The sequence below is a fragment of the Arthrobacter sp. TJ-265 genome, from assembly GCF_058269135.1.
In genome coordinates, this window is sequence record NZ_JBZCND010000002.1 from 109104 (window position 1) to 130595 (window position 21492).

The following is a 21492-nucleotide window of genomic DNA, read 5'->3' on the forward strand; positions in this document are numbered from 1 at the left end:
AATGCAGCGAAAGACCTGATCCCACACTAGGAAGACGGGTGGCTAGTAGCACGAGTGGGATCTACCGAGGGTCAAAAAAGGCCTACTCGCTTAACCCGCTCCGAAGGTTGAGCAATTACCTAAAAGGCGGCGCTGGAACTACGCAGCCGGGAAGTCAGGAATGAAAAGGCTGAACCGCGTGCAGGAACAAGCCTTACTGCGAAGCAGCCGGATTATGGCCGGTAGGATCGGGGCAGGTCTCGAACAGCGGGGAAACGGTGAAGCGTCTTATCAGGATCGTTCTGCTCGGATGGGTCGCTATCGCAGAAGTGGTCCTTACCGGTGCACTCGCGCGGAACAGGTGGGACATGATTATCGCGTCCACGCCCGCGTTCTCGCGACATTCGAGCAGGGCATTCCTGAGCAGGTCCGCGAGTACAGGACCGCCTTGATCAGCAACCCCGCGCTTGGCTTTGCTTATGCCGTTGATGATGGAAAGCTCACCAACACCGCCGACCAGTCTGAGCAAATAGAGTCTTACCTCGAGACCGACCTCGGCAAGCCAGTGACCCGAGTCGGCGCGACGTTCTCGTTCACGCCCCGCAACGGTGCCCTGTGAACGGCGGCGCGGTAATGGTAGGTGTGTGGGAATCACCGATCGCTGACTTCTTCCCTGCTATCCCGTACAGCCCTGCCCATTTCGTCATCAATAGGAGTGGCTGGCAGTACGGCCCATAGAACGCCGGTATCATCAACGGAATCGTCCAATCCGGGATATTCCTTGCGCCCCTCAGGAATTACGGCACCGAGTACACAGTCGATATCCTCCTCGAAGGTGATACGGGGGTGGTAATCCTGCCTGACGGCACCCATCCGACCGTAACCGACCCGAGGATCGGCCAGCGAGCGGGAGCCTTCCCCTGCTGGAAAGTGTTCCAAGAGAACGCAGCCGCCGGCTGCAGGCCCGCGTTCACGAAGGCGTGGGCCAATTGGCTTCGAGCCGTGCGGCACAGGATGGGAGGTCGCCCTTTGGATGAGGTGACAGCGAAGGAAATCGCCTGCACTCACCGGTTTCGGCTCGACTACTTCTGGGCGTGGAACTTCTGCTGCGCTTCGAGCAGGCCGTCGCGGATCAGGAGTTCGACGGCGTCCGCGGCGTCGTCGAGCAGGAACGGCAGTTCCTTCTTCTCGACCGTGCCGAAGTCCTTCAGCACGAAGTCGGCGGCGTCTTGGCGTCCGGGCGGTCGCCCCACGCCCACGCGCACGCGGTGGTAGTCCTTGGTGCCGAGAGCTTTGCTGATGTCACGGAGGCCGTTGTGACCGCCTTCTCCCCCACCGAGCTTGAGCTTCAGCGTGTTGAAGGGGATGTCGATCTCGTCGTGCACGGCGATCACGTGATCGGGTGCCACGTCGTGGAAGCGGGCGAGCGTGGAGACCGGGCCGCCCGTGATGTTCATGTAGGTGAACGGCTTCGCGAGGACCAGGCGCGGACCGCCGATGCCGAGGCGCGCCTCGAGGGTGACGGCCTGCGCCTTGGAGGAGGTGAAGCGACCGCTCAGCCGGGAGGCGAGCAGGTCGAGGACCATCTGGCCCACGTTGTGGCGATTGCCTGCGTAGCCGGGCCCGGGATTCCCGAGCCCGACTACGAGCCAGGTGTCAGAGGACACCGATTCTTGCTTACTTCTCGTCGGCGTCGGTAACGACGGCGTCAGCATCGGCATCGCCGGCGGTCGCGCCTTCGGCGGTGGCCTCGGTGTCGACGTCGGTCTCCTCGGTCTCGCCCAGGTCCTGGACCGTGGGGGCCATGAGGTTGACCACGAGGGTCTCGGGGTCGGTGAGGAGGGTGACGCCCTGAGGCAGCACGATGTCCGAGGCGTGGACGTGCTCGCCGACGTCGTGGCCGTCGATGCTGACGGTGAGGGTCTCGGGCAGGTGGGTGGCTTCGGCCTCGACGAGGACCGTGGTGGCCTCGAGGTTGAAGACGACGTCAGGGACGGGCTCGCCTTCGACGTGGATGGCGACGTCCACCTGGACCTTCTCGCCGCGACGGACGGTCAGGAGGTCGAGGTGCTCGACGATCCGCTTGAGCTGATTGCGCTGGATGTCCTTGACGAGGGCCAGGTGGTCCTCGCCCGCGATGTCCAGCGACAGCAGGGCGTTGGGCGTGCGGACGGCCAGGGTGGTGGCCTTGGCCGGCAGCAGGACGTGGATGGGATCGGCGCCGTGCCCGTAGATGACGGCGGGGATCATGTTGGCGCGGCGGGCCTGGCGGGCCGAGCCCTTGCCGAACTCGGTGCGGACGTGTGCTGCGAGCTTCTGCTCGGACATGGCTTCTCCTGGAACGATTGCGGCTCGTCGCGTGGATGCGCGAGCACTGGGACGCAAGCCGGGGCGGAAGGAACACGCGAGTGGGGCAGTCGTCTAGAAACCAGTCAAGTCGCTAGCCACCGTCGATCACGGAGTTCGACCGGACGTCGTGCAATCCGGCCCGCTCCCTCGCCTAGGCATCGCGATCCATCCTACAGGACCGGGCGCTGCCGTCCGTCCCGCCCTGTCCCGAAGGATCACTCGCTGACCACCGAGCCGCTCCCCTCCACCGGTACCGGTCGCGGACTCCATAGGTTCACCCGCAATTCAGCTCCTCCCCACCTGCGCCTACGGGGAATCTTTCGGGTCCCGCTAGCGTCGGCCGCGGATCAGTCCGTGTCGTGAGGAGCATCAGCATGCGCATTTCGATCATCGGTTGCGGTTATCTGGGTGCGGTCCACGCGGCGTGCATGGCGAAGCTCGGGCACGACGTCGTCGGCATCGACACGGACTCGTGGAAGATCGGCGAACTCCAGGCAGGTCGTGTTCCCTTCTTTGAACCCGGCCTGCCCGAACTCCTCGGTGAGGTCCTGGCGACCGGTCGGTTGAAGTTCAGCCCCAACATGGCCGATGCCAAGGGTGCGCAGGTCCACTTCCTGTGTGTCGGGACGCCCCAGCGGAAAGGCGAGTACGCAGCGGATATGCGCCACGTCGACGGCGCCTTCACCGCCCTTCTCGGCTCCCTCGAACCAGGCAACGTCGTGGTTGGGAAGTCCACTGTGCCTGTGGGAACCGCTGCACGACTTGCCGAGCTCCTGGCCGATCACCACCCCGACTCCATCGTCGCCTGGAACCCTGAGTTCCTCCGCGAGGGCTTCGCCGTGAAGGACACGCTCTCACCCGACCGCTTCGTCTACGGAGTGCCCGACGGCGAGCCCGGTGCGCGAGCGACGGCCGCCCTCGACGAGGTATACAGCACGCCCCTCTCCCTGGGTACCCACCGCCTCGTTGCGGACTACGCCACCGCGGAGTTGGTCAAAGCCGCGGCGAACTCGTTCCTCGCCACAAAAATCTCCTTCATCAATGCCATGGCCGAGGTGTGCGAGGTGACCGGCGCCGACGTGACGGTCCTCGCCGACGCCATCGGTCTGGACGAGCGCATCGGCCGCAAGTTCCTGAACGCCGGCATCGGGTTCGGCGGAGGCTGCCTCCCCAAGGACATCCGGGCCTTCATGGCCCGCGCGGGGGAACTGGGCGCTGACCAGGCGCTGACCTTCCTGCGCGAGGTGGATGACATCAACGTGCGACGCCGCATGAGGGCCGTCGAGCTGACCCGCGGCCTGCTCGGGGGCTCGCTCCTCGGCAAGCGCATCACTGTCCTCGGAGCTGCATTCAAACCCGACAGTGACGATGTCCGCGACTCCCCCGCGCTCAACATCGCAGCCCAGCTGCAACTGCAAGGCGCAGCCGTGACGGTGACCGACCCGCAGGCGATCGACGGGGCCCGGCATCGCTTCCCGGAGCTTGCCTATGAGCGGGACCTGGACGAGGCGATGTCCGACGCCGACGCACTCCTCCTGCTGACCGAGTGGGAGGAGTACAGGGCCATCACCCCGGAGCGCTCGGCGCAGCTCGTGCGCACCAAAAACATCCTCGACGGGCGCAACGTCCTCGACGGCAGTACCTGGCGCGCAGCGGGATGGAGTTACAAGGGGATCGGAAAGCCCTGAGTTCTCCTGCCACCCGATGTAGCCTCTCCTCCTGCGCGGACAACCGGTTCGGTGACGCGTGGCAGGTAGGCTCAGTAGGCAGCTTCCCGTGCTGGTGACGCCGGTTAACCGCTCGGCACTACCTTTCAGGACTTGAGGCCATGACAACCGATACACCGTTCCGCATCCTCACGGTCTGCACCGGCAACATCTGCCGGTCCCCCATGGCGGAGCGGCTACTGCAGGCGGGGCTGGACGAACGCTACCCCGAGGAGTTCGTCGTCGAGAGCGCCGGCACCGGCGCGCTGGTCGGCAATCCGATCGATCCGCAGGTAGCGGGACTTATCCGTGTGTTCGGCGGCTCGGCGGAGAACTTCTCTTCCAGACAACTCACCCCGGAGCTCCTTCACGATGCGGACCTGGCACTCGCCCTCACCCGGGAGCACCGCAGCCGTATCGTCGAAATGGCACCGTCCATGCTGAGGAAGACCTTCACCCTGCGCGAGTTCGCGAGGATTCTTCCGCACCTGACGCTCGATGAGGCATTGCCGCCGGCTGACCGCTGGCGAGCAGCCCTCCCCCGGGCACTTCGCGCGAGGTCAGCCCACGCGGCGCCCGGACAGGACGACGTCGTCGACCCCTACCGACGCAGCGACGAGGTGTACCAACAGATGGTCGCTCAGATCGTCCCGGCCCTCCGAGCGCTTGCCCTCCCGTCCGCCTAGCCACGCTGACCGCAAGCGAAGGGGGAGGCCCTGGAACCATCCAGGACCTCCCCCTTCGCGGTATCTACGTTCCCGATCCGACACTCGGACGGGGAAGGCGCGATCTCCTACCTAGGGGTTGCGGATCACCTCGATCGCGGAGATCTTCGGCTGATCCACGGTCGACGCGAAGTCGATATCGAGGTTCCCGTCCGTGACACCCAGGGTCTGGCTCACGATGTGGGCCGTCATCGGGCTGACGACCGCGTTGAGATCGAGGTTGTTGATCTCCTGCGGTCCTCCCTCGAGGTTGACGCCGAAGACACGCTTGCCGGTTCCGCCGGCTCCACCGCCGGTTGCACCGTGGTAGATCTCCGCGAAGTGCAGCCTGACCGTGTAGTTCCCGGCAGGCACCGGGATGTTGTACCCGAACGCTCCCGGACCGGTGGTTGCGCTGCGCTCCGAGAAGTAGAGCGCATCGCTGTCGGTGCCGGCGATCTGCGTGACCGACGGGTTGGTGTAGGTCTTGCCGCCCGCGAAATACGTGTCGGCCAGCCAGTTCACACCGCCGGTCGTCACCGCTCCGCCGCCCGCGTTGATGCGGATGGCTTGACCTGCCGACGCCGGGATGGCCGTGCTCGCCGTGGCCGACATCTGAGAGGCGTTCCCCGACGCGTCCACCGCCTGCACCCGGTAGAAGGCCTGGGCAGCGAACGGGAGGTTCGTGTCCGTCACCTTCAGACCGCGGACGGGCGTGTTCCCGCTGATGCGGGTCCACGGTCCTGCCGCAGAGGTTGCCCGCTCGACGTAGTAGCCGGCGAGGTCCGTTTCCGGTCCTGCCGCCCAGGTGACGTCGATCGCGGACCCGGAAGCCGCTGCGGCGACGCCCGTGACGACGCCCGGCGCGGTGGTGTCGGACGAGGCGACCGGGACCATGTTCGTGACGAGGTACATGTTGTCCTGGTAGTCACAGTTCGTCGGTGCGATACCGCACTGGTTCGGTGAACTGATGTAGTCGTGACCCACGATCCACGCCCCTGGAACGATCTTCCTGTCCCTGTCCCTGACCGGCCAGGTCTTGACGGCCATGTAGTTGGCGTTGTTGGTGGACTGCCCTGCCACGACGATCCCGACATTCCCGGTGGGATTCGTCGTGAGCTGTGTGGGTCCGGTCAACGCGTTGTTCAGGGGAAGCATTGCCTGCCCGTACGCCGCGTTGTGTGTCGCCGTCGCCCCGTTGATGTTGACCGTCTCGGTTGCCGTGCAGCAACCGTGGAAGGCCGCGATCTGACGGGCGGTGACCGGGATGGCCGAGTCGAGCCGCTTCCACTGCAGGGACCGGACTTCCTCCCCGTTCAGGGCAGAGGTGCGCATCTCGTCGCCGTTGGAGGGGTTGCCGAGGTCCGTGGTCCAGCCGAAGGCCTGGGCGATCTCATTGACGGATAGCTCGCTGTTGCCTTCCGGCTGCGTCATGTAGGCGCCCCGGAGTTGCACCGGCTTCAGCGCAGCGGATGGGTCGCTCGACCTGATGTTCAGCTGTGCGACCCTGACACCCTTGCCGCCGGACGCCGCCGTGAACTGCACGGTGACCGGGACTGATGCGTTGGGCTGCACCGTGAACGGCAGTTCGGGTGCGTTGGTCACCGTGAACTGCCCGGCGTTGGGTCCGCCGAGGGCGAGTTCGGTGATGCGGAGACCCTTGCTGCCGGTGTTGGACAGCGTCACCGTGGCCTCGTCCACCACCTCGTGGGTCGAGACGCCGCCATTGATGCGGTGCATGACCAGCCAGTCCTCGGACAGGCCGGGGATGGGAGCTCCGCCCTGGCGGGTGACCTGTTCGTTCCGGAGAGTCAGCGTCCCCCCGATGTCGAGGACCTCGAACTGGACGGTCCTGGTGGTGGACGCCCCGGTGGTGTCGGTGGCGGTCACCTCGAGCACGTAGTTGCCGGCCGTGTCGAAGACGAACGGTGCCGTGTAGGCCACGGGGTCCGCCCCGTTCACCGAGTAGGTGAGCGATTCGATCGTCGTCCCGGTCGGCGCCGTGGCTGCAAGGGACACGTTGGCCGTTCCGCCGCTGAAGCTGGAACCGATCTCCGTCCCGTTGACCGTGACGGCGACCGATGGGGCGGTGAGTGCCTTGCCCGCGATCGTGATCCAGTTGATCTTGGTGTTGGTCCCGGTGGGAACCACCGTCAACTGTCCGTCGGTCACCGTCACCTGGGCCGTGCCTGTCTTGAACGGGGCACTGCCGGTAGGAACGAAGGGATCGATCACGGGGGTGCCCTCGACCTCGATCGCATGTGTTGAATCGAGGAAGCCGGCATCGCCCACGGAGACGCTCACGGTGTACGTTCCGTCCGCTACGTCCGCCACCCAGGTGCCGTCCGACAACCCGGTGACCGTCCCGCTCTGCATGATATTGAGCGTCTGGAGCAGCGGGTCGTTGGCCGGATAGGTGATCCCGGATGCCGCGGCCGTGCGGTACCGACCGCCGAGCACGCGGTCTGCAGGCTCTCCGCCCACCAGCCAGCCGAAGCCGGTGGCCGCGGAGTAGCCCAGCCCGTAGTCCTTGATCCATCCTGCCGGCGTAGGAGCGGCTTCCGTCTGGAAGTTGTACTTCACCTCGGTGGTCCCCGCCGGCGGACCGTCGAGGCCGTCTCCCTTGATGGAGATCCAGTTGATCTTGCTGTTGGTTCCCGTCGACGTCACGGTCAGCTTGCCGTCCGCGACGTCGACATCCCGTGTTCCGGTCTGGAACGGGGTTGCTCCGGTCGGAACGAAGGAGTTGACCAGTGGCTGCCCTTCGACAGCGACCCCGTGGGTGGAATCCAGGAATCCGGAATCACCGACGGACAGGGCGACCTTGTACGTCCCGTTGGGAAGCTCGTACTCCCACACCCCGGTGCTGACGTTGGTCGCCGGCCCCATCAGTGTGGTCGTCTGCAGCAAGGGGTTGTCGGCGGGGTAGTTGATGCCAGGCGTGGCCGTGGTGCGGTACCTCGCGGCACTGCTGCGGTCCGTCGGCGCCCCGTCGACGAGCCACCCGAACTTGCGTTCGGCATCGAAGGCCATGCCCGTATCGGCGGTCCATCCTGCCGGCGTCGGTGCCGCCGGAGTCTGGAAGTTCACCTTCACCTGGGCGCCGTCGGTGGGATCATCCCCCGGTACCTCGGTGTCGGCCAGCGGGACGATGTCCAGGTAGTTGATCTTGGTGTTGGTGCCGCCATTGGCGTCGACGGTCAGGAAACCGTCGGTGACCTCGACGTCAGCGGTCGCCGTGGCGTGGCGGCTGTTCGCACCGGCCGCACCGGTCGGAACGAACCTGCTGATGACGGGCTGGTTCTCGAGGTTGATGGTGTGCGCCTCGAGATCGGAAGTGTTGACCGTCGAATCGCCCGCGGCGACAGTGACCCGGTACTCGCCGGCGGGCAGCGCCACCTCCCAGTACGCGTAGGTCGCGACACCGTTGAACGTCCCCGACACATCACCGGACTGCATGTGCATCAGTGACTCCAGGCGCTGGTCCGTCTGCGCCGTGACCCGCGTCCGCCCGTTGCCCGGGGTGGTGCCGCCGGTCGAGATGTCCAGCGGGTTCTCCGTGGCCTGGCTCTTCCAGCCGTAGCTCAGTCCGGTGCCCTGATCGGGCGCCGTCCGTGTGCCGAAGGCCTGTCCGTGGTCCCGGAGGTATCCGGCGGGCAGGGGCCCGGCGAGGTCGGAGAAGTTGACGCGGATTGCGTCTGTCGACGGCGGTGTCACGTCGCCCGCCGGCTTCACTCCCTGGACCAGGAACACGTAATCCTGGTAGTCACCGTTGGCGGCATCCTCGAAGGCCACGATGTAGCTGTTGGCCATCGCCGCTCCGGAGCGGTCCTTTGCCGGGTAGATGCGCGCCCGGTGGGCGATTCCGGTATTGAGCCGGTCCTCGGTGAAGCCGACCCGCTGGAAGACGTTCGAGTAGAAGTAGAACCCGAACTCCTCGGTGCCCGGATCGAAGCTGCTCGCCGATCCTGGACTGGCAGGCGGAAGCAGTGACTGGTAGCCGCTGATATCGATGGAGCCAACCTTGTTGCGTTCGGTCTCCGTCCCGTTGCCGGTGTACCACCCGAAAGGCAGGTCCTCGCGGGGTGCGTACTGGGCCAGGGGCTTCATGGTGACCGGCGCGCTGCCCGACTTCACGAACAGCGGTTCGAGTACCTCATCACCCTTCGCGGTCGGTTCCACCCCGCCTGCGAGGTTGGTCCACCCCACGTTGACCTTGTGGCCGAGCGTGCCCAGGACGTCCGCGAAAGTGGGTTCGTTCCCGCCCTCGATGCCGTTCATGGAGAGCCCGTACAGACCGATCTCGAGCGTCGTGTCGCCGGCGGTGACCGCAAGCGTCGCGCTCCGCTGTCCTACTGCGGATCCGGGCTTGAAGGCCACCTGCAGGGTGGTACTGGCTCCGGGAGCGAGCGAGGTCCCTGATCCACCGGTGATGGTGAACTCGCCGGCCTGCGCACCCTGGATCGCCCGTGAGAGCGTCACGGCATCCGGGCCGGTATTGGTGACCGTGAGCGGCTTGGTGCTGCTGGTGGTGTTCTTCACGGCCGAGAAGACGAGCTCGTCCGTAGAGGCATCCAGCTTGGCCGCCTGCTGGTCGGCAGGCACCCGCAGGAGGAACATCTTCTGCGCGCCACCACTTCGATCGTACTGATTCACGTAGAGGTTGCCCGTCCCCGGATCCTCGACGACCTCCAGCGGATCGTTGAACCCGTCTGCACCACTGATGGTGGTGTTGGGGACACCCGGTACGCCTGTGGGTACCTGCGCGCCGAGGATCTTGCCGGTCGCGGGGTCCGGCTGCAGGAAGATGAGGTCGTTGTTGTTGGAGAAGCGCGTGACCACCAAACGGCCCTTCAGCTGACCGCCGAAGGTGTCGCTCTGGTACTCGAGCGCCCCGTTCGGGGACTTGTTGAACTCGAAGTCATAGGCGATTCCGCGGTAGTTCGGATCCGCCTTCACCCCGGAGGCGTACTTGCTGCCTCCCTGTCCTGGAGACTCCGGCAGGTTCGCCGGGTCGTTGCCCTCGTTCAGCACCCATTCGCAACGCTCGGGGTTGGGATGGCCGTAGTAGCCGCCCTCGACGACGTCGAACAGGAGGTCGCGCTGTGTCGGGTGGTTGGCGATGGCCGGAACCGATCCTCCGGTGTAGTTGCGACGCTGGCACTGCGCGGTGACGTCCCTGCCGTTGACGGTGGACGCACCCGGGATGCCCGGTGCCGCGACACGCGTGAACGTGCCGTTGGCGTTGGCCGTGACGCCGGGTGAGTTGCCTCCGCCTGCCGTGCCGTTGGTGGGGACGTACAGGTGTCCGTTGGAGTGCCAGACCAGGTCATAGGCATTGCGGATGCCGGTCGCGTAGATCTTCAGCGGAGCGTTCGAGGCGTAGGGGTTGTAGGTTCCGCCGTCGGCTGTCTGTACGTTGATCGAGCCGGCACCGCTGGCCGCGGCCTGCACCTGCGGGTTCGCGGGGTCGAAGACCAGGGTTGCGGCGGTGAGAAGCTTCTCCCCGCGCTGACCCCAGGAGTTGTCGAGGTCACCTGCTGCCTGGTTCGATCCCTGCTGGAAGTACAGGCGGCCGTCCGGACCGTAGACCATGGAGTTGGTCAGGTGGTCCGACTGGGAGCGCGGAAGGCCTTCGAAGATCTTGGCCTCGTTCTGCAGGTTCGCGCCGGTGAGCCGGCTGATGCCGGAGATCCATTGCCCCTGCTCGTTGCCTACATTGGCGCTGGTGGAGGTGATCCACAGCTTCAAGTCGGTGGCCGTGGAGGACTTGTCGAAGACGAGGCCCACCATGGCGCGGCCCTGGTAGCCGAGGCTTTCCTTGTTGGAGAGTGTCCCGTCGTCGTTCACGGTGAAGCGGAACAGGCCCTGGCCGATCGTTGCCCCATACAGCTTGTCATCGGGACCGAAGGCGAAGGTCGACCAGTAGGTTCCCGCCCCGATGGGCAGTTCCACCTTCTCGAATCCGACGCCGCTCAGGGGTGTGAACTCCTCGGGGGTCTCGACCGTGCCGGCTCCCGTGGTGAAGATGGAGGAGAAGGGCACGAACGGCGCACCGAAGTTGTCCTTCACCCCGTCGGTCACCACGAAGCGGTAGTTGGTGTTCGGCTTCAAAGGTGCGGCCGGCTGAGTGGAGATGACGTCGTTGCCGCCGGAGGTCCCGGTGGACGACGGCACTTCCACGCCGGAGGCTGCCTCGTAGATGTGGACATTTCCCGGCAGCGTCGTGGGGTCCACGCCGACGCCGGCGTACGGTACACGGATGGTCGCGGAGACGCCGTCGTTGGGATCGTGTCCCGAGGCACGGTTGTCCGGCCGCATGGTATCCACGTGCGGTGCCTGCTCCAGGCCGAGCACCTCGACATAGGCGATCTTCGTGTTCGTTCCGCCTGTCGCCGTGAGCGTGAGTGCGCCGTCCCATACACCGACGGTGGTGGTGGAGGTGCGGTACTCCTCGCCGGCTGTGGCCTGGAAGCTCTCGATGCCCAGCCCGGCTTCGATGTTGATGACGTGATTGGAGTCGTAGACGTTCGATGCGCCGGGCTCGTCACCCACCGCCACCTCGACCTCGTAGAGGCCGTTCGGCACCGCGAGCTCCCAGACGCCCTCGGTGTTGACACCGTTGGTCCCGTTCACGTCGCCGTACTGCATGTGGATGATGCTGTTGAGTCGTCCATCGATGCCCGTGCGGACGCGCTCCCGGCCGTTGCCGACCAGACTCACGGGGGTCCCGTCTTCGGAGAGCCACCCGTAGGAGAGGCCGGTGCCCTGGTTCGGATTGGTCCGAGGTCCGTAGGACTGGCCCCAGTCGGCGAGGTAACCCGCCGCAGGGACGGCGTTGGTTGCCGTGAAGTCCACCTTCACGTCAGTGGTGTTCGGAACCGTCGGAACGGCGAACACCTCGTTCGAGACCTCCGACTCGTTGCCGGCGGTGTCCACCGCGGTCACCACGTAGAAGTACGTGGTGCCGTTGCTGACCGTGTCATCCGTGTAGGCAATCCCGTTCACGAGGGCTTCCCCGGAAACGGCCTCGTCCTCGCCGGTGTCGGCGACAACGGGCTGCAGCGAGCGGTAAACCTGGTAGCCGGCGGTGTCGGTGGAGGCCGACGCCTTCCAGGTCAGCTCCACCGCTGCGTCGCCGGCGACGGCCGCGAGGTCGAGCGGTGCGTCAGGTGCTTCGGTGTCCTCGACAGTGGCCACCATGGCCATCGCCTCGTTCGACACCTCGGACTCGTTGCCTGCAGCGTCCACGGCCGTGACCACGTAGTAGTAGGTCACGTCTGCGACCGCGCTGACATCCCGGTAGGTGGCATTCTCGACCAGCGGGGAGCCCGACAGCGGCGTTTCGGAAGCCTCTACTCCGGCGTCGGTTCCCCGGTAGACCCGGTAGCCGACGGTGTCAGTGGATGTGCTGACCTCCCAGCTGAGGGCCACGGCGGAGTCGTCCGCCGTAGCGACGAGCTGGCTTGGAGCTGACGGAGCCTTGGTGTCGGCACCGACTCGGGCGTAGGAGACGTCCGCGGAGGCTTTGCCCCATCCCTGGAAGTACTCCACCTCCACCACTGCCGACTCCGGCAGGAGCGCCGCAACGGTGTACGTCTCGGTAGCGCTCTGGCCGAACCACTTATCCAGGACCAGCTCGCCGTCCACCTTGATCCGAACACCATCATCGGTGCGCGCCTTGAAATCATAGGTCCCGGCGCCTTCGGTCACGGTCTTCGTCCACCGGACCGAGTAATTGCCATCAGCAACACCCTCCGGCCCTGCCCCATCAGCAAACTCCTGATCGATAGCGTCAACGCACTCGATCTTCACCGGAGCACCACCGAGATCCTGACCCAGGAAGAACTCAGCCTCCCACTGACCCACAGCACAACCGTCGTTCAGTTTCGTGTAGGAGACGTCCGCGGAGGCTTTGCCGTATCCCTCGTAGTACTCCACCTCCACCACTGCCGACTCCGGCAGGAGCGCCGCAACGGTGTACGTCTCGGTAGCGCTCTGGCCGAACCACTTATCCAGGACCAGCTCGCCGTCCACCTTGATCCGAACACCATCATCGGTGCGCGCCTTGAACTCATAGGTCCCGGCGCCTTCGGTCACGGTCTTCGTCCACCGGACCGAGAAATCGTCCGAAGCAACACCCTCCGGCCCTGCCCCATCAGCAAACTCCTGATCGATAGCGTCAACGCACTCGATCTTCACCGGAGCACCACCGAGATCCTGACCCAGGAAGAACTCAGCCTCCCACTGACCCACAGCACAACCGTCGTTCAGTTTCGTGTAGGAGACGTCCGCGGAGGCTTTGCCCCATCCCTGGAAGTACTCCACCTCCACCACTGCCGACTCCGGCAGGAGCGCCGCAACGGTGTACGTCTCGGTAGCGCTCTGGCCGAACCACTTATCCAGGACCAGCTCGCCGTCCACCTTGATCCGAACACCATCATCGGTGCGCGCCTTGAAATCATAGGTCCCGGCGCCTTCGGTCACGGTCTTCGTCCACCGGACCGAGTAATTGCCATCAGCAACACCCTCCGGCCCTGCCCCATCAGCAAACTCCTGATCGATAGCGTCAACGCACTCGATCTTCACCGGAGCACCACCGAGATCCTGACCCAGGAAGAACTCAGCCTCCCACTGACCCACAGCACAACTACCAGGCTCCGGCCCACCCTCAGCTGGCACAACTACCTCTACGGCGTCCGATGGATCCGACGCGGTGCCTTCCTCGTTGATGGCGACGACCACGTAGTAGTACGTGGTGTCCGCAGCAGCGGTCTCATCGGTGAACGTCACACCCGGTACCGGCGCGTCCCCGTTCAACGGGGTTCCATCCACAGCAACCTCGGCCGTGGTGCCGCGGTACACGTTGTACCCGGCAGCACCCTCGGACGCCGTCCATTCCAGCACCACGCCGGACGCGCCGGCCTCACCCTGAAGCCCGGCAGGAGCAGCAGGAACCGGACTGGTTTCTGCGGGTATCTGGACCTCTACGGCGTCCGATGGATCCGACGCGGTGCCTTCCTCGTTGATGGCGACGACCACGTAGTAGTACGTGGTGTCCGCAGCAGCGGTCTCATCGGTGAACGTCACACCCGGTACCGGCGCGTCCCCGTTCAACGGGGTTCCATCCACAGCAACCTCGGCCGTGGTGCCGCGGTACACGTTGTACCCGGCAGCACCCTCGGACGCCGTCCATTCCAGCACCACGCCGGACGCGCCGGCCTCACCCTGAAGCCCGGCAGGAGCAGCAGGAACCGGTGCGTCCTGGGTCACGGAATAGATGTCGACGTAGGCGAGCTTGGTGTTCGAGCCGCCGATGGCATCGATCGTCAATTTGCCGTCGGTCACCTCGACGGTCCCTGCGGCTTCATCGAATTGACGCGGAGCCGATCCGACGAATTCCTCGAGAACCACGGTTCCTTCGGCCCTCACCAGGTGCTTGCTGTCGTAGTTGTTGGTGACGCCGGCGCCTGTGTCTCCCACGGCGGCAACGACGTTGTAGGTGCCGTTCGGGACGTCGTATTCCCAGACGCCCTTCTCCGTGGTTACTCCGTTCGCGGGCGAGGCGGAAGCGAGGTCCCCGTACTGCATGTGAATGATCGAGGTGAGCCTCGGGTCGGGGTTTCCCGTCCGGGTCCGCGTGTTCAGGGAGAAATCGAACGGGGTGCGGTCATCCTCCGTGATCCAGCCGGACCCACGCGCCGCGTCATAGGCAGCACCAGTGTCGGCTGCGTAGCCGGCGGGCGCGGTCGCTGCCGAAGGCTGGAAGTTGATCTTCTCCACAAGTGTCCCAGAGGGAGCCGGCGGAACAACCTCGCCGCTTTCCGTGGGCGTGGAAGTATTCCCGGCGGCATCCACCGCCACAACCGAGTAGTGGTAGGTGCCACCGATGAAGACCGATTCGTCCGTGAAGGATGGATCAGTGATCAGTGCTGCGCCGGAAACGGGAGTTCCGGTGGTAGCCACGGGAGTGGTTCCCGAGCGGTAGACGCGGTAGCCGGCGACGTCGGTGTCTGCCGGAGCTGCCCAGGTCAGCGCCACGGAATCGGGCGCCGACGCTGCGGTCACGTCGCCGGGTGCGGCGGGAGCGGTAGCGTCCAGCTGGGCGACCGAGAAGTCCTGGAAGGAGTACGTGACCGTGCTTGCCGCCGTCATGTTGCGCTTGGTGGCGAAAAGGCCGCCGAAGGAATCGACATTCGGGACGTCGGCCGAAAGCAGGGTTCCGTCGAAGAAGTTGGTGGGCAACGGCACGGTACCGAGGGAGGTTACCGCTCCGGCGCCGATCTTGTAGCTTGCGATGGCGCTCTTGGTCACGCTGTTGACGTCGAGGATCAGCTGCACGTCCTGGTCACCAAGCGCAGTCTTCGTGATGTCGAAGTTGCGCTGATCGCCCCCGACAGCCTGATTCGTCACCCCGGCGACTTCACGCGACAGCTGGATCTGGCGCCCTGTATCCGAGGGAGAAGCCAGGACGAGCTTCACGTAATCGTCATCGGTCGGACCGAACCAGATACCGGCCTGGGCTGCGGACGTGGAGTTCGACGGACTTTTCAGCGTGGTGGTGAAGCGCAGGACGTTGTCACTGGAGGCGAGCCCGACTCCGAGAGTGTTGTCCTGCTTGTTCTTGTCGATGTCGTTCGCGGCCGTGCCGTTCTTGAGATAGGCGATCCCCTTCGTCGCAGCAATATTCAGGCTGCCGTTGGCAACCTGAATATTTTGGGGAACGTAATAGGTTGGGTCCGAGGACGAGGGCTGCACCATGGTGAACCCGGTTCCCACGTCCCCCGCGGCATTCAGCCCGCCGGCATCGTCGTCGAAGGTGAGCTGTAGGTCGTTGCCCGGCGCCGCCACCTCCACGGGCTCAAGGGGCGAGTAGGGCGTCGTCGCCCAGTCCGCGGTGTTGGCAGGAACCTCAGCTATGGGCAATGCGATAGCTGGAGTAGCCATGAGCAAGGAAGCTATGAGGGCGCCGGCGGTCGCCGATGCTGCTGACCGCTGAATCACCCTCCGCGATTTGTTCTCTGCTGTGCCGAATCGACGTGCCATTGTGCGCCCTATCCCCTGTTGAGGACTTTCCGCGCGCGCTGGAAGTGCGCACGGGGTCCTCGAATTGAGTGACATACCCGGGTACCCGACCCGGGCGGAAGGCCATACCGTGGACAGGGACTACGTGAGTCGGAGACGTATCGCCCGAATCAGATCCCCAACAGTTATGGGTCTTCTTCCCACAACCTAGAGATGGCCTAGGCAACCAACACGGGTAGTACTTACCTACGTTTTTGCGGTGACTACTTGCTTCGCGGGCCCGCAAGGCGAAAGCAACTGACCTGCATCTCACCCCGCCTACATGTCCGCAACTCTCCGCTCGATTGCAGAACTCCCAAGCACCGCCAGGAAGCCGTGTTCGGACACGATCGAGATGCAACAGGTCAGTACTCTTTGCCGTACTACGATCCACAGCCGACGCATTGAGTCGCCGAATAGGCAGATACCTACCTCCGCGTGGTGGCGCCCACCAGCTCCGACGGGACCTCACCTACTTCATGCGGACTACGGTGATCGGCCCGAAGCGTCTACAGACTGCCACGCCAGATTTCCAGAAGTAGGTGCGGCGGCGTCACTCGCCGGCGCCAGAATAGTGAAAAGCAATCCAGGAGTGGATGCACGCATGCAAACACGACGTGAGCGCGAAAGCCCAGACGAGCACCGGTAGCCCGCCGAGCAGGAAGCCGGCGATAGGCAGTCCGACGGCTACAACCAATTGGACAATTCCGACTGCAACCAATACTTTGTTTGCCAGGTGTGACCTATTGCTGATGTAGAACAGTGTGCTTACGAAACTACCCGACACGTATATGGCGGCAGGCAAGGCGAACACACTTAGGGCCGCAAGGATGCCGCCTTCGAAATAACCCCCGGTGTGCACCATCCATAGCGCGAGCCAAACAGCCGCCCCCAGCAGAAGCGCTACACCCAGAACCACGAAGAACCGGCTCTTCTCGAAGAAATAGTTGGCAGAACGGGACATAACCTTCGGCCGCAGCGGGTTCAGTACCAACCTGACAGGTATGGCTGTGCTCGACATACTCCGATAAATGCCGAAATTGATCGTGCCAAGGAGCGGCGCGATCATTAGAGGTACTCCGATTGCTGTTGCATCGACGAGGATTGCGTCGACTCCGAGGGTTTTGATGGAGGAGACGTTCGCCTTGAACCAACTCCTCAGTGCCCGGGGCTCCGCTGCTATTCTCTTGGACCCAAGCAGGGCAACGATGCCACCGAGAGCCCAGGAGGCGAGGACGGCTTCAAAGGGGCCCAAAAGATCCTTCAGGGGAAAGAAACTCGCCGCAGTCGCAATGAATCCAGCGGCATCTGCCGGGGCGACATATCGATGTTGGTCAAAGGCAACTGCATGGTAGCGAGCGCCGAGGCGACACAAATTCGAGAATATTGCGATTGACACCCAAATGACTGCCGAGCCGAATTGGAGAACGGTCAGCAGCGCGGCAACGGATATGGTTATGATCGTCACGAGACTGGTCAATGCTGTAGAATACTGGCGCCACGAAGAAACGATCTGGCGTTTCGCTGACCTCAGCCAGGTATCGCAAACCACCGCGTGCACCGCTGATACGCCGGCTGCGTAAAGGATGTAGACAAGCGAGAACTTTCCATACTCCAGCGGAGTCAGGTGCAGAATGGCCAGTAGCTGCACTGCTGTTGCAGAAACAGCATTGACGGACAGTGCTACGACGTGCTGCGAACGGTGTCGCAATGAACCACCTTTCTTGGCGTGCATCCGCAATACTGAACTGCAGAATTTCAGCGGAGCTAGACCCGCCTCCAGTGGCAGACCTCGCTCGTGGTTCTACTTTATGCTTTCTCCACGAATACATACTGAAAGTTGACAGGCGGGACGATCTGACGTTCAAACAGCCAGTTCCAGAAGCACCCGAGCGCTATCGACCCACCCGTTCCCGTTGCGCACGGCCCCTATTCCTGATCTCGAGATCGCCTCGTATCGACCGGGATCGTCCATCAAGCCTCTGATAGCGGAGGCGATACCATCTGCAGTGACGTCTGGCGCGACAACACCAGACCCACTGCGCAGAATTTGCTCGGCCAGCCCCCCCACGGGCGTCGCCACGATCGGCAGGCCAAGGGATGCAGCGACCGACACCACTCCCGACTGGCTTGCCTCGACGTAAGGGAGAGCGAGGATGTCGAAACCCTCGAGTGTAAGACTGACGTCCTCCTTCGCCACCCAACCGATATTCCAATCGATGAAGCCGTCCGAGGAGCGCCTCAGTTGGGATCGCACCTCTCCGGATCCGTAAACCTTCCCGCGCACGTCGTACCCCTGCTCACGGAGAATACGAACAGCGTCGACGAACAGGTCGAGCCCCTTATACTTCACGAGCCGGCCAAAGAAGCCGACCACTGTCGTGCGAGCACTCACCGCCGGCCTCGGAATGCCGGTGTTCGTATCGATGCCCATCGGCACGAAAAGAACCGCTTTGGAGGCGGAGGCTAGTTGTCTGCCGACGATCTGCTGCACGTGCGAGGAATAAGTCACTACCGTCGACGCACGAGCAATTTCGGACCGCATGCAGAGTCGCCGGAGGATATGTTCGTCGCCAGGATGTTCTGAACCATCATGGACCGACGCAATGTAGGCCACATCCCTCGGAAGCCAGGCCCGGAGGGTGAGCGATTGCCAGATATGAAGCATTCCTGAGTAGACGTGCGTAATTTCGTTCGCCAGAATAAAGCGCCTCAGTCGAAGAACCTCGAACGGAAGACGAATCAGCCCGGTGAGGAAAGACAGTCTTGTGCGGTAGGTCCGCACCGGCAGTAGTCGAAGACGTAGCGCCTCCCACTCACTGAAGTTATCCGCATCCCGACTGACGGAGGCAAAAAGATCGACTCCGCCAACATTTTCGATGCCTCGCGCCATGTCGTAGGTGAATTTGGGGCCCCCACCTGTCGTGCCCCAATGGATGATCAGGAGTTTCGTAGGCATGTCAGTCGATACCGTAGGCTTTTCTCAGAGCCGAGCTCTGACTCGATGCCACGTTATCGTGGAAGATGCGTCCCCAGTCTTCGATATTGCGGCTCATCGTTTTGCGTCCGCCGAGTACGGCAAGGGCCTTGGCCGCAAGAGACTTGAAGTCATCTGCGCCGTGAATATCATCGAGCCAGTTTAGCGACGGAACTCTCCGATAGACAATAGGTTTATCTGCGGCGTGGGCTTCGAGCATTGTCAGAGGCATGCCTTCCCAGCTTGCGCAGTGAACATACAGATCCGCCCGACGAAGAGCAGTACACGTCTCCTCTGCGGACAGCCAACCCGTCACTGATATGTTGTTCCGCTTCAGTATCGACTGGAGCTCCGGATTGCCGCCGCCTATCCAACGGGCGTCCACAGGTCGCGTTCGCCGCATCTCGGCGACGACGTCGACAAAGAAATCTGGATCTTTCTGCTTGCTGATCCGCCCCGCCATCACCACAACCGGTCGGCCGTCACTGGCTCCTGCGCGACGCGGACCCGTTCCCTTCTCGTCGTCGACAAAACGCTTTCCCGCGATACCTGGGACGTAGACTATTCGTTGCCGGGCGCGAAGTCGCCGAGCAAGGATCAACTCGCGCGGCGAACATCCAGCGACAACTGCCGTGTTCAGACTCAGTGCCGCCTCAATCAGCACGAACGGGACCTTCCGCATCAGGTTCAGGTCAGTCCGCTCGAAAGAGTAACAATGAGGCGTATAAATGATCGGACGATTTGTTCGGGACATGATCGAGACTCTGACCAGGAAAGCGGCGAAGCTGGAGTGTACGTGGATCACATCCGGCTCGACCCTGCCGACTACTCGACGAATATCGAGAACACTCCGTGGTCGAACCCCGTCGAATTTGTCGATCGAATCGAAGATTGCTGAATCAGTCGGTTCAGATTGGGACGACCCCGCTCGCTCGGACATGAGCAGGTGGTGGGCCACCTCCGGAACAGCGGCAGCATATGCTCGAATGGCAGTCGCTGTTCCCCCTCCGAAACTCTCGACAACGTGAAGTACCTTCATGACACACCCTTCCTCGAACCTCGATCCGCCCGTGCACTACTTGCAACAAGATGGACGACGAGAGGTAGCAGCGGCGTCAGATGACGAAGGGCCGATCCGAAGTCCGGTTCGAAGACGGCCTGCACCGTGACGAAAGCCAGGGTGAAACAGAGTGCCCGCACACGTCCGCCGCTGGGTTGAATATTCGACTTCAGATCGGTCAACATGCAGGACACACCTCTGATCAAGGAGGCCCAGATAATCACGAAGACGACGGCGACCAGCGCGTAGTACGCGCCACCCAGTGCAATCAGGGGAATCGGAACAGCGAAGGATACTGCGGTGAGGATGTTGTTGACGACGCCACCGAGGGGCTGGGGAATTTGGGTGAACGGAAGAATAGCAGTGCTGGCATCTTCAGTCCCCACGCGATCCTCGTTCACCAGGTTTCGGTAGCCGTCAGGCGCCATCCCTAGAACGAAGAATATCGCAAAGCTGAGCGTACAGACGCCTGAGAGGACAAACGCCACGACCAGTCCGAGGTTCCGCAACTTGGGCAGGACCAGGATATACACCACGAAAGCTATACCGACGAGAATCCAGTATTGACGGAAGAAGTATCCGTATAAGAACATTCCGCTCACGACAAGAATATTCGTAGCACGGCTGGATCTGGCCTCAGAAAGAGCCATGAGAACGATTGGCAGGACGAAAACGTCCTTGGAGTAATAGCCGAGATAGACGGCACTCAACATGATTGCCAGTGCCGACAATGCGACCGCAAGTACTAGAGATCTAGTTTGAGAACTGCCGCGCAGGGCGCGCACGATTGCTGCGACGCCGAGGGCGTATCCGACGATCCCGGCGAGCGTTGGATAGTGAGCCAGTCCCATGTTCGCATAGAATGCGGCCACCAAGCCGTACGACTGATCTTCGTAATGGGTTATGGCTGCCTGCGCAAGTCGCTGTATCTTCAACCCGTCGTAGGAGAAATGGGGCGGTACGATCTCGAACCGGAGGATAACGACGTACAGACCTGCCACGATGGTAGCCATCAAGATGAACGTGACCCCGTATTCGTCGACGCCGCGGATCTTCGTGGACCTGCTTTGTTGGACCACTTTCTCGGCTCCGGAATCACACGCGTTCAAATTTTGATCTCGTCTTCGTTCGAGTCTGGTATGTATCGGCGTACATGCGCGAACCGACTACGCTCGAGCGGAGCGCAACGCGTCGGGGGCCCTGCTCAGGACACAATCTGTGTCCCAGATCAGTTTGCCCGTCCATCGAGGTCTCCATCTGAGCTGGCATTCTCATTCGGGCTCGCCGCCTTCCGGTTGTCCGGTGTTCTGAAAATCTTGGAAGCGACCTGCCGAGCAGTGACGCCGAATGAGGAGCGCTGGTCGAAGCTAGTCGAGTGTCCTGTGGTGAGTCACATGCCGGACGATACCGCGCATGTGAAAACCCCGAGTCAGTAGTTGTGGAGTGGCACGTTGAGAGTTCAGAAATCAAGAGTAGGACACGTGGTCTCGAGAGGTGGACAACTGCTGTCTCCGCCCACGTTGTCGGCAGAACGGACACAGCTGTTCTGCTCGTCACTCGAAAATCAGCTGCTACGCATTCAGTACATACGCTCGGATTGAGCGTTACACTGGCGTTCGACGCCGGCTAGGCAGGTTAGTACCAGGAAGGTCT

Annotated in this window: 10 protein-coding genes; 3 read left to right on the forward strand and 7 right to left on the reverse strand. The window is 63.1% G+C overall.

Annotated elements, in window-relative coordinates; translation table 11 throughout:
• The first annotated feature begins 178 nt into the window (after positions 1–178).
• Positions 179–598: a hypothetical protein gene (locus AC4D2E_RS09170; protein WP_490952404.1), complete on the forward strand. Its 420-nt coding sequence runs from the start codon at positions 179–181 to the stop codon at positions 596–598.
• 463 nt (positions 599–1061) lie between these two features.
• On the opposite strand, the gene pth is transcribed toward AC4D2E_RS09170, so the two are convergent.
• Both pth and AC4D2E_RS09180 read right to left on the reverse strand, forming a co-directional pair.
• On the reverse strand, positions 1062–1646 hold the full coding sequence (gene pth, locus AC4D2E_RS09175) for an aminoacyl-tRNA hydrolase (protein ID WP_490910725.1): 585 nt from the start codon (positions 1644–1646) through the stop codon (positions 1062–1064).
• A gap of 10 nt (positions 1647–1656) precedes the next feature.
• Positions 1657–2307 (reverse strand): 50S ribosomal protein L25/general stress protein Ctc, encoded by a 651-nt coding sequence (locus AC4D2E_RS09180; RefSeq protein WP_490910726.1) that lies wholly within the window; start codon positions 2305–2307, stop codon positions 1657–1659.
• A 395-nt stretch (positions 2308–2702) separates the two neighbouring features.
• On the opposite strand from AC4D2E_RS09180, the gene AC4D2E_RS09185 reads away from it, so the two are divergent.
• Together AC4D2E_RS09185 and AC4D2E_RS09190 are read left to right on the forward strand one after the other, a co-directional pair.
• Positions 2703–4016: a UDP-glucose dehydrogenase family protein gene (locus AC4D2E_RS09185; RefSeq protein WP_490952405.1), complete on the forward strand. Its 1314-nt coding sequence runs from the start codon at positions 2703–2705 to the stop codon at positions 4014–4016.
• 140 nt (positions 4017–4156) lie between these two features.
• Positions 4157–4720, forward strand: coding sequence for an arsenate reductase/protein-tyrosine-phosphatase family protein (locus tag AC4D2E_RS09190; protein ID WP_490952406.1), 564 nt, complete (start codon positions 4157–4159; stop codon positions 4718–4720).
• Positions 4721–4831: 111 nt separating this feature from the next.
• Here AC4D2E_RS09190 and AC4D2E_RS09195 read toward each other — a convergent pair whose 3' ends face one another.
• The 5 genes from AC4D2E_RS09195 to AC4D2E_RS09215 all read right to left on the reverse strand — a co-directional run bounded on the left by AC4D2E_RS09195 (position 4832) and on the right by AC4D2E_RS09215 (position 20852).
• Positions 4832–15685 carry a PA14 domain-containing protein gene (locus AC4D2E_RS09195; protein ID WP_490952407.1) on the reverse strand — a complete coding sequence of 3618 codons (10854 nt, stop codon included), beginning with the start codon at positions 15683–15685 and terminating at the stop codon, positions 4832–4834.
• A gap of 670 nt (positions 15686–16355) precedes the next feature.
• Positions 16356–17537, reverse strand: a complete 1182-nt coding sequence (locus AC4D2E_RS09200) for a hypothetical protein (protein ID WP_490952408.1) — start codon at positions 17535–17537, stop codon at positions 16356–16358.
• 129 nt (positions 17538–17666) lie between these two features.
• Positions 17667–18761, reverse strand: coding sequence for a glycosyltransferase family 4 protein (locus AC4D2E_RS09205; protein ID WP_490952409.1), 1095 nt, complete (start codon positions 18759–18761; stop codon positions 17667–17669).
• 1 nt (position 18762) lies between these two features.
• Positions 18763–19818 carry a glycosyltransferase gene (locus AC4D2E_RS09210; protein WP_490952410.1) on the reverse strand — a complete coding sequence of 352 codons (1056 nt, stop codon included), beginning with the start codon at positions 19816–19818 and terminating at the stop codon, positions 18763–18765.
• Positions 19815–20852, reverse strand: a complete 1038-nt coding sequence (locus AC4D2E_RS09215; protein ID WP_490952411.1) for a hypothetical protein — start codon at positions 20850–20852, stop codon at positions 19815–19817. Before AC4D2E_RS09215 ends, AC4D2E_RS09210 begins: the two co-directional genes overlap by 4 nt.
• Positions 20853–21492: the final 640 nt, after the last annotated feature.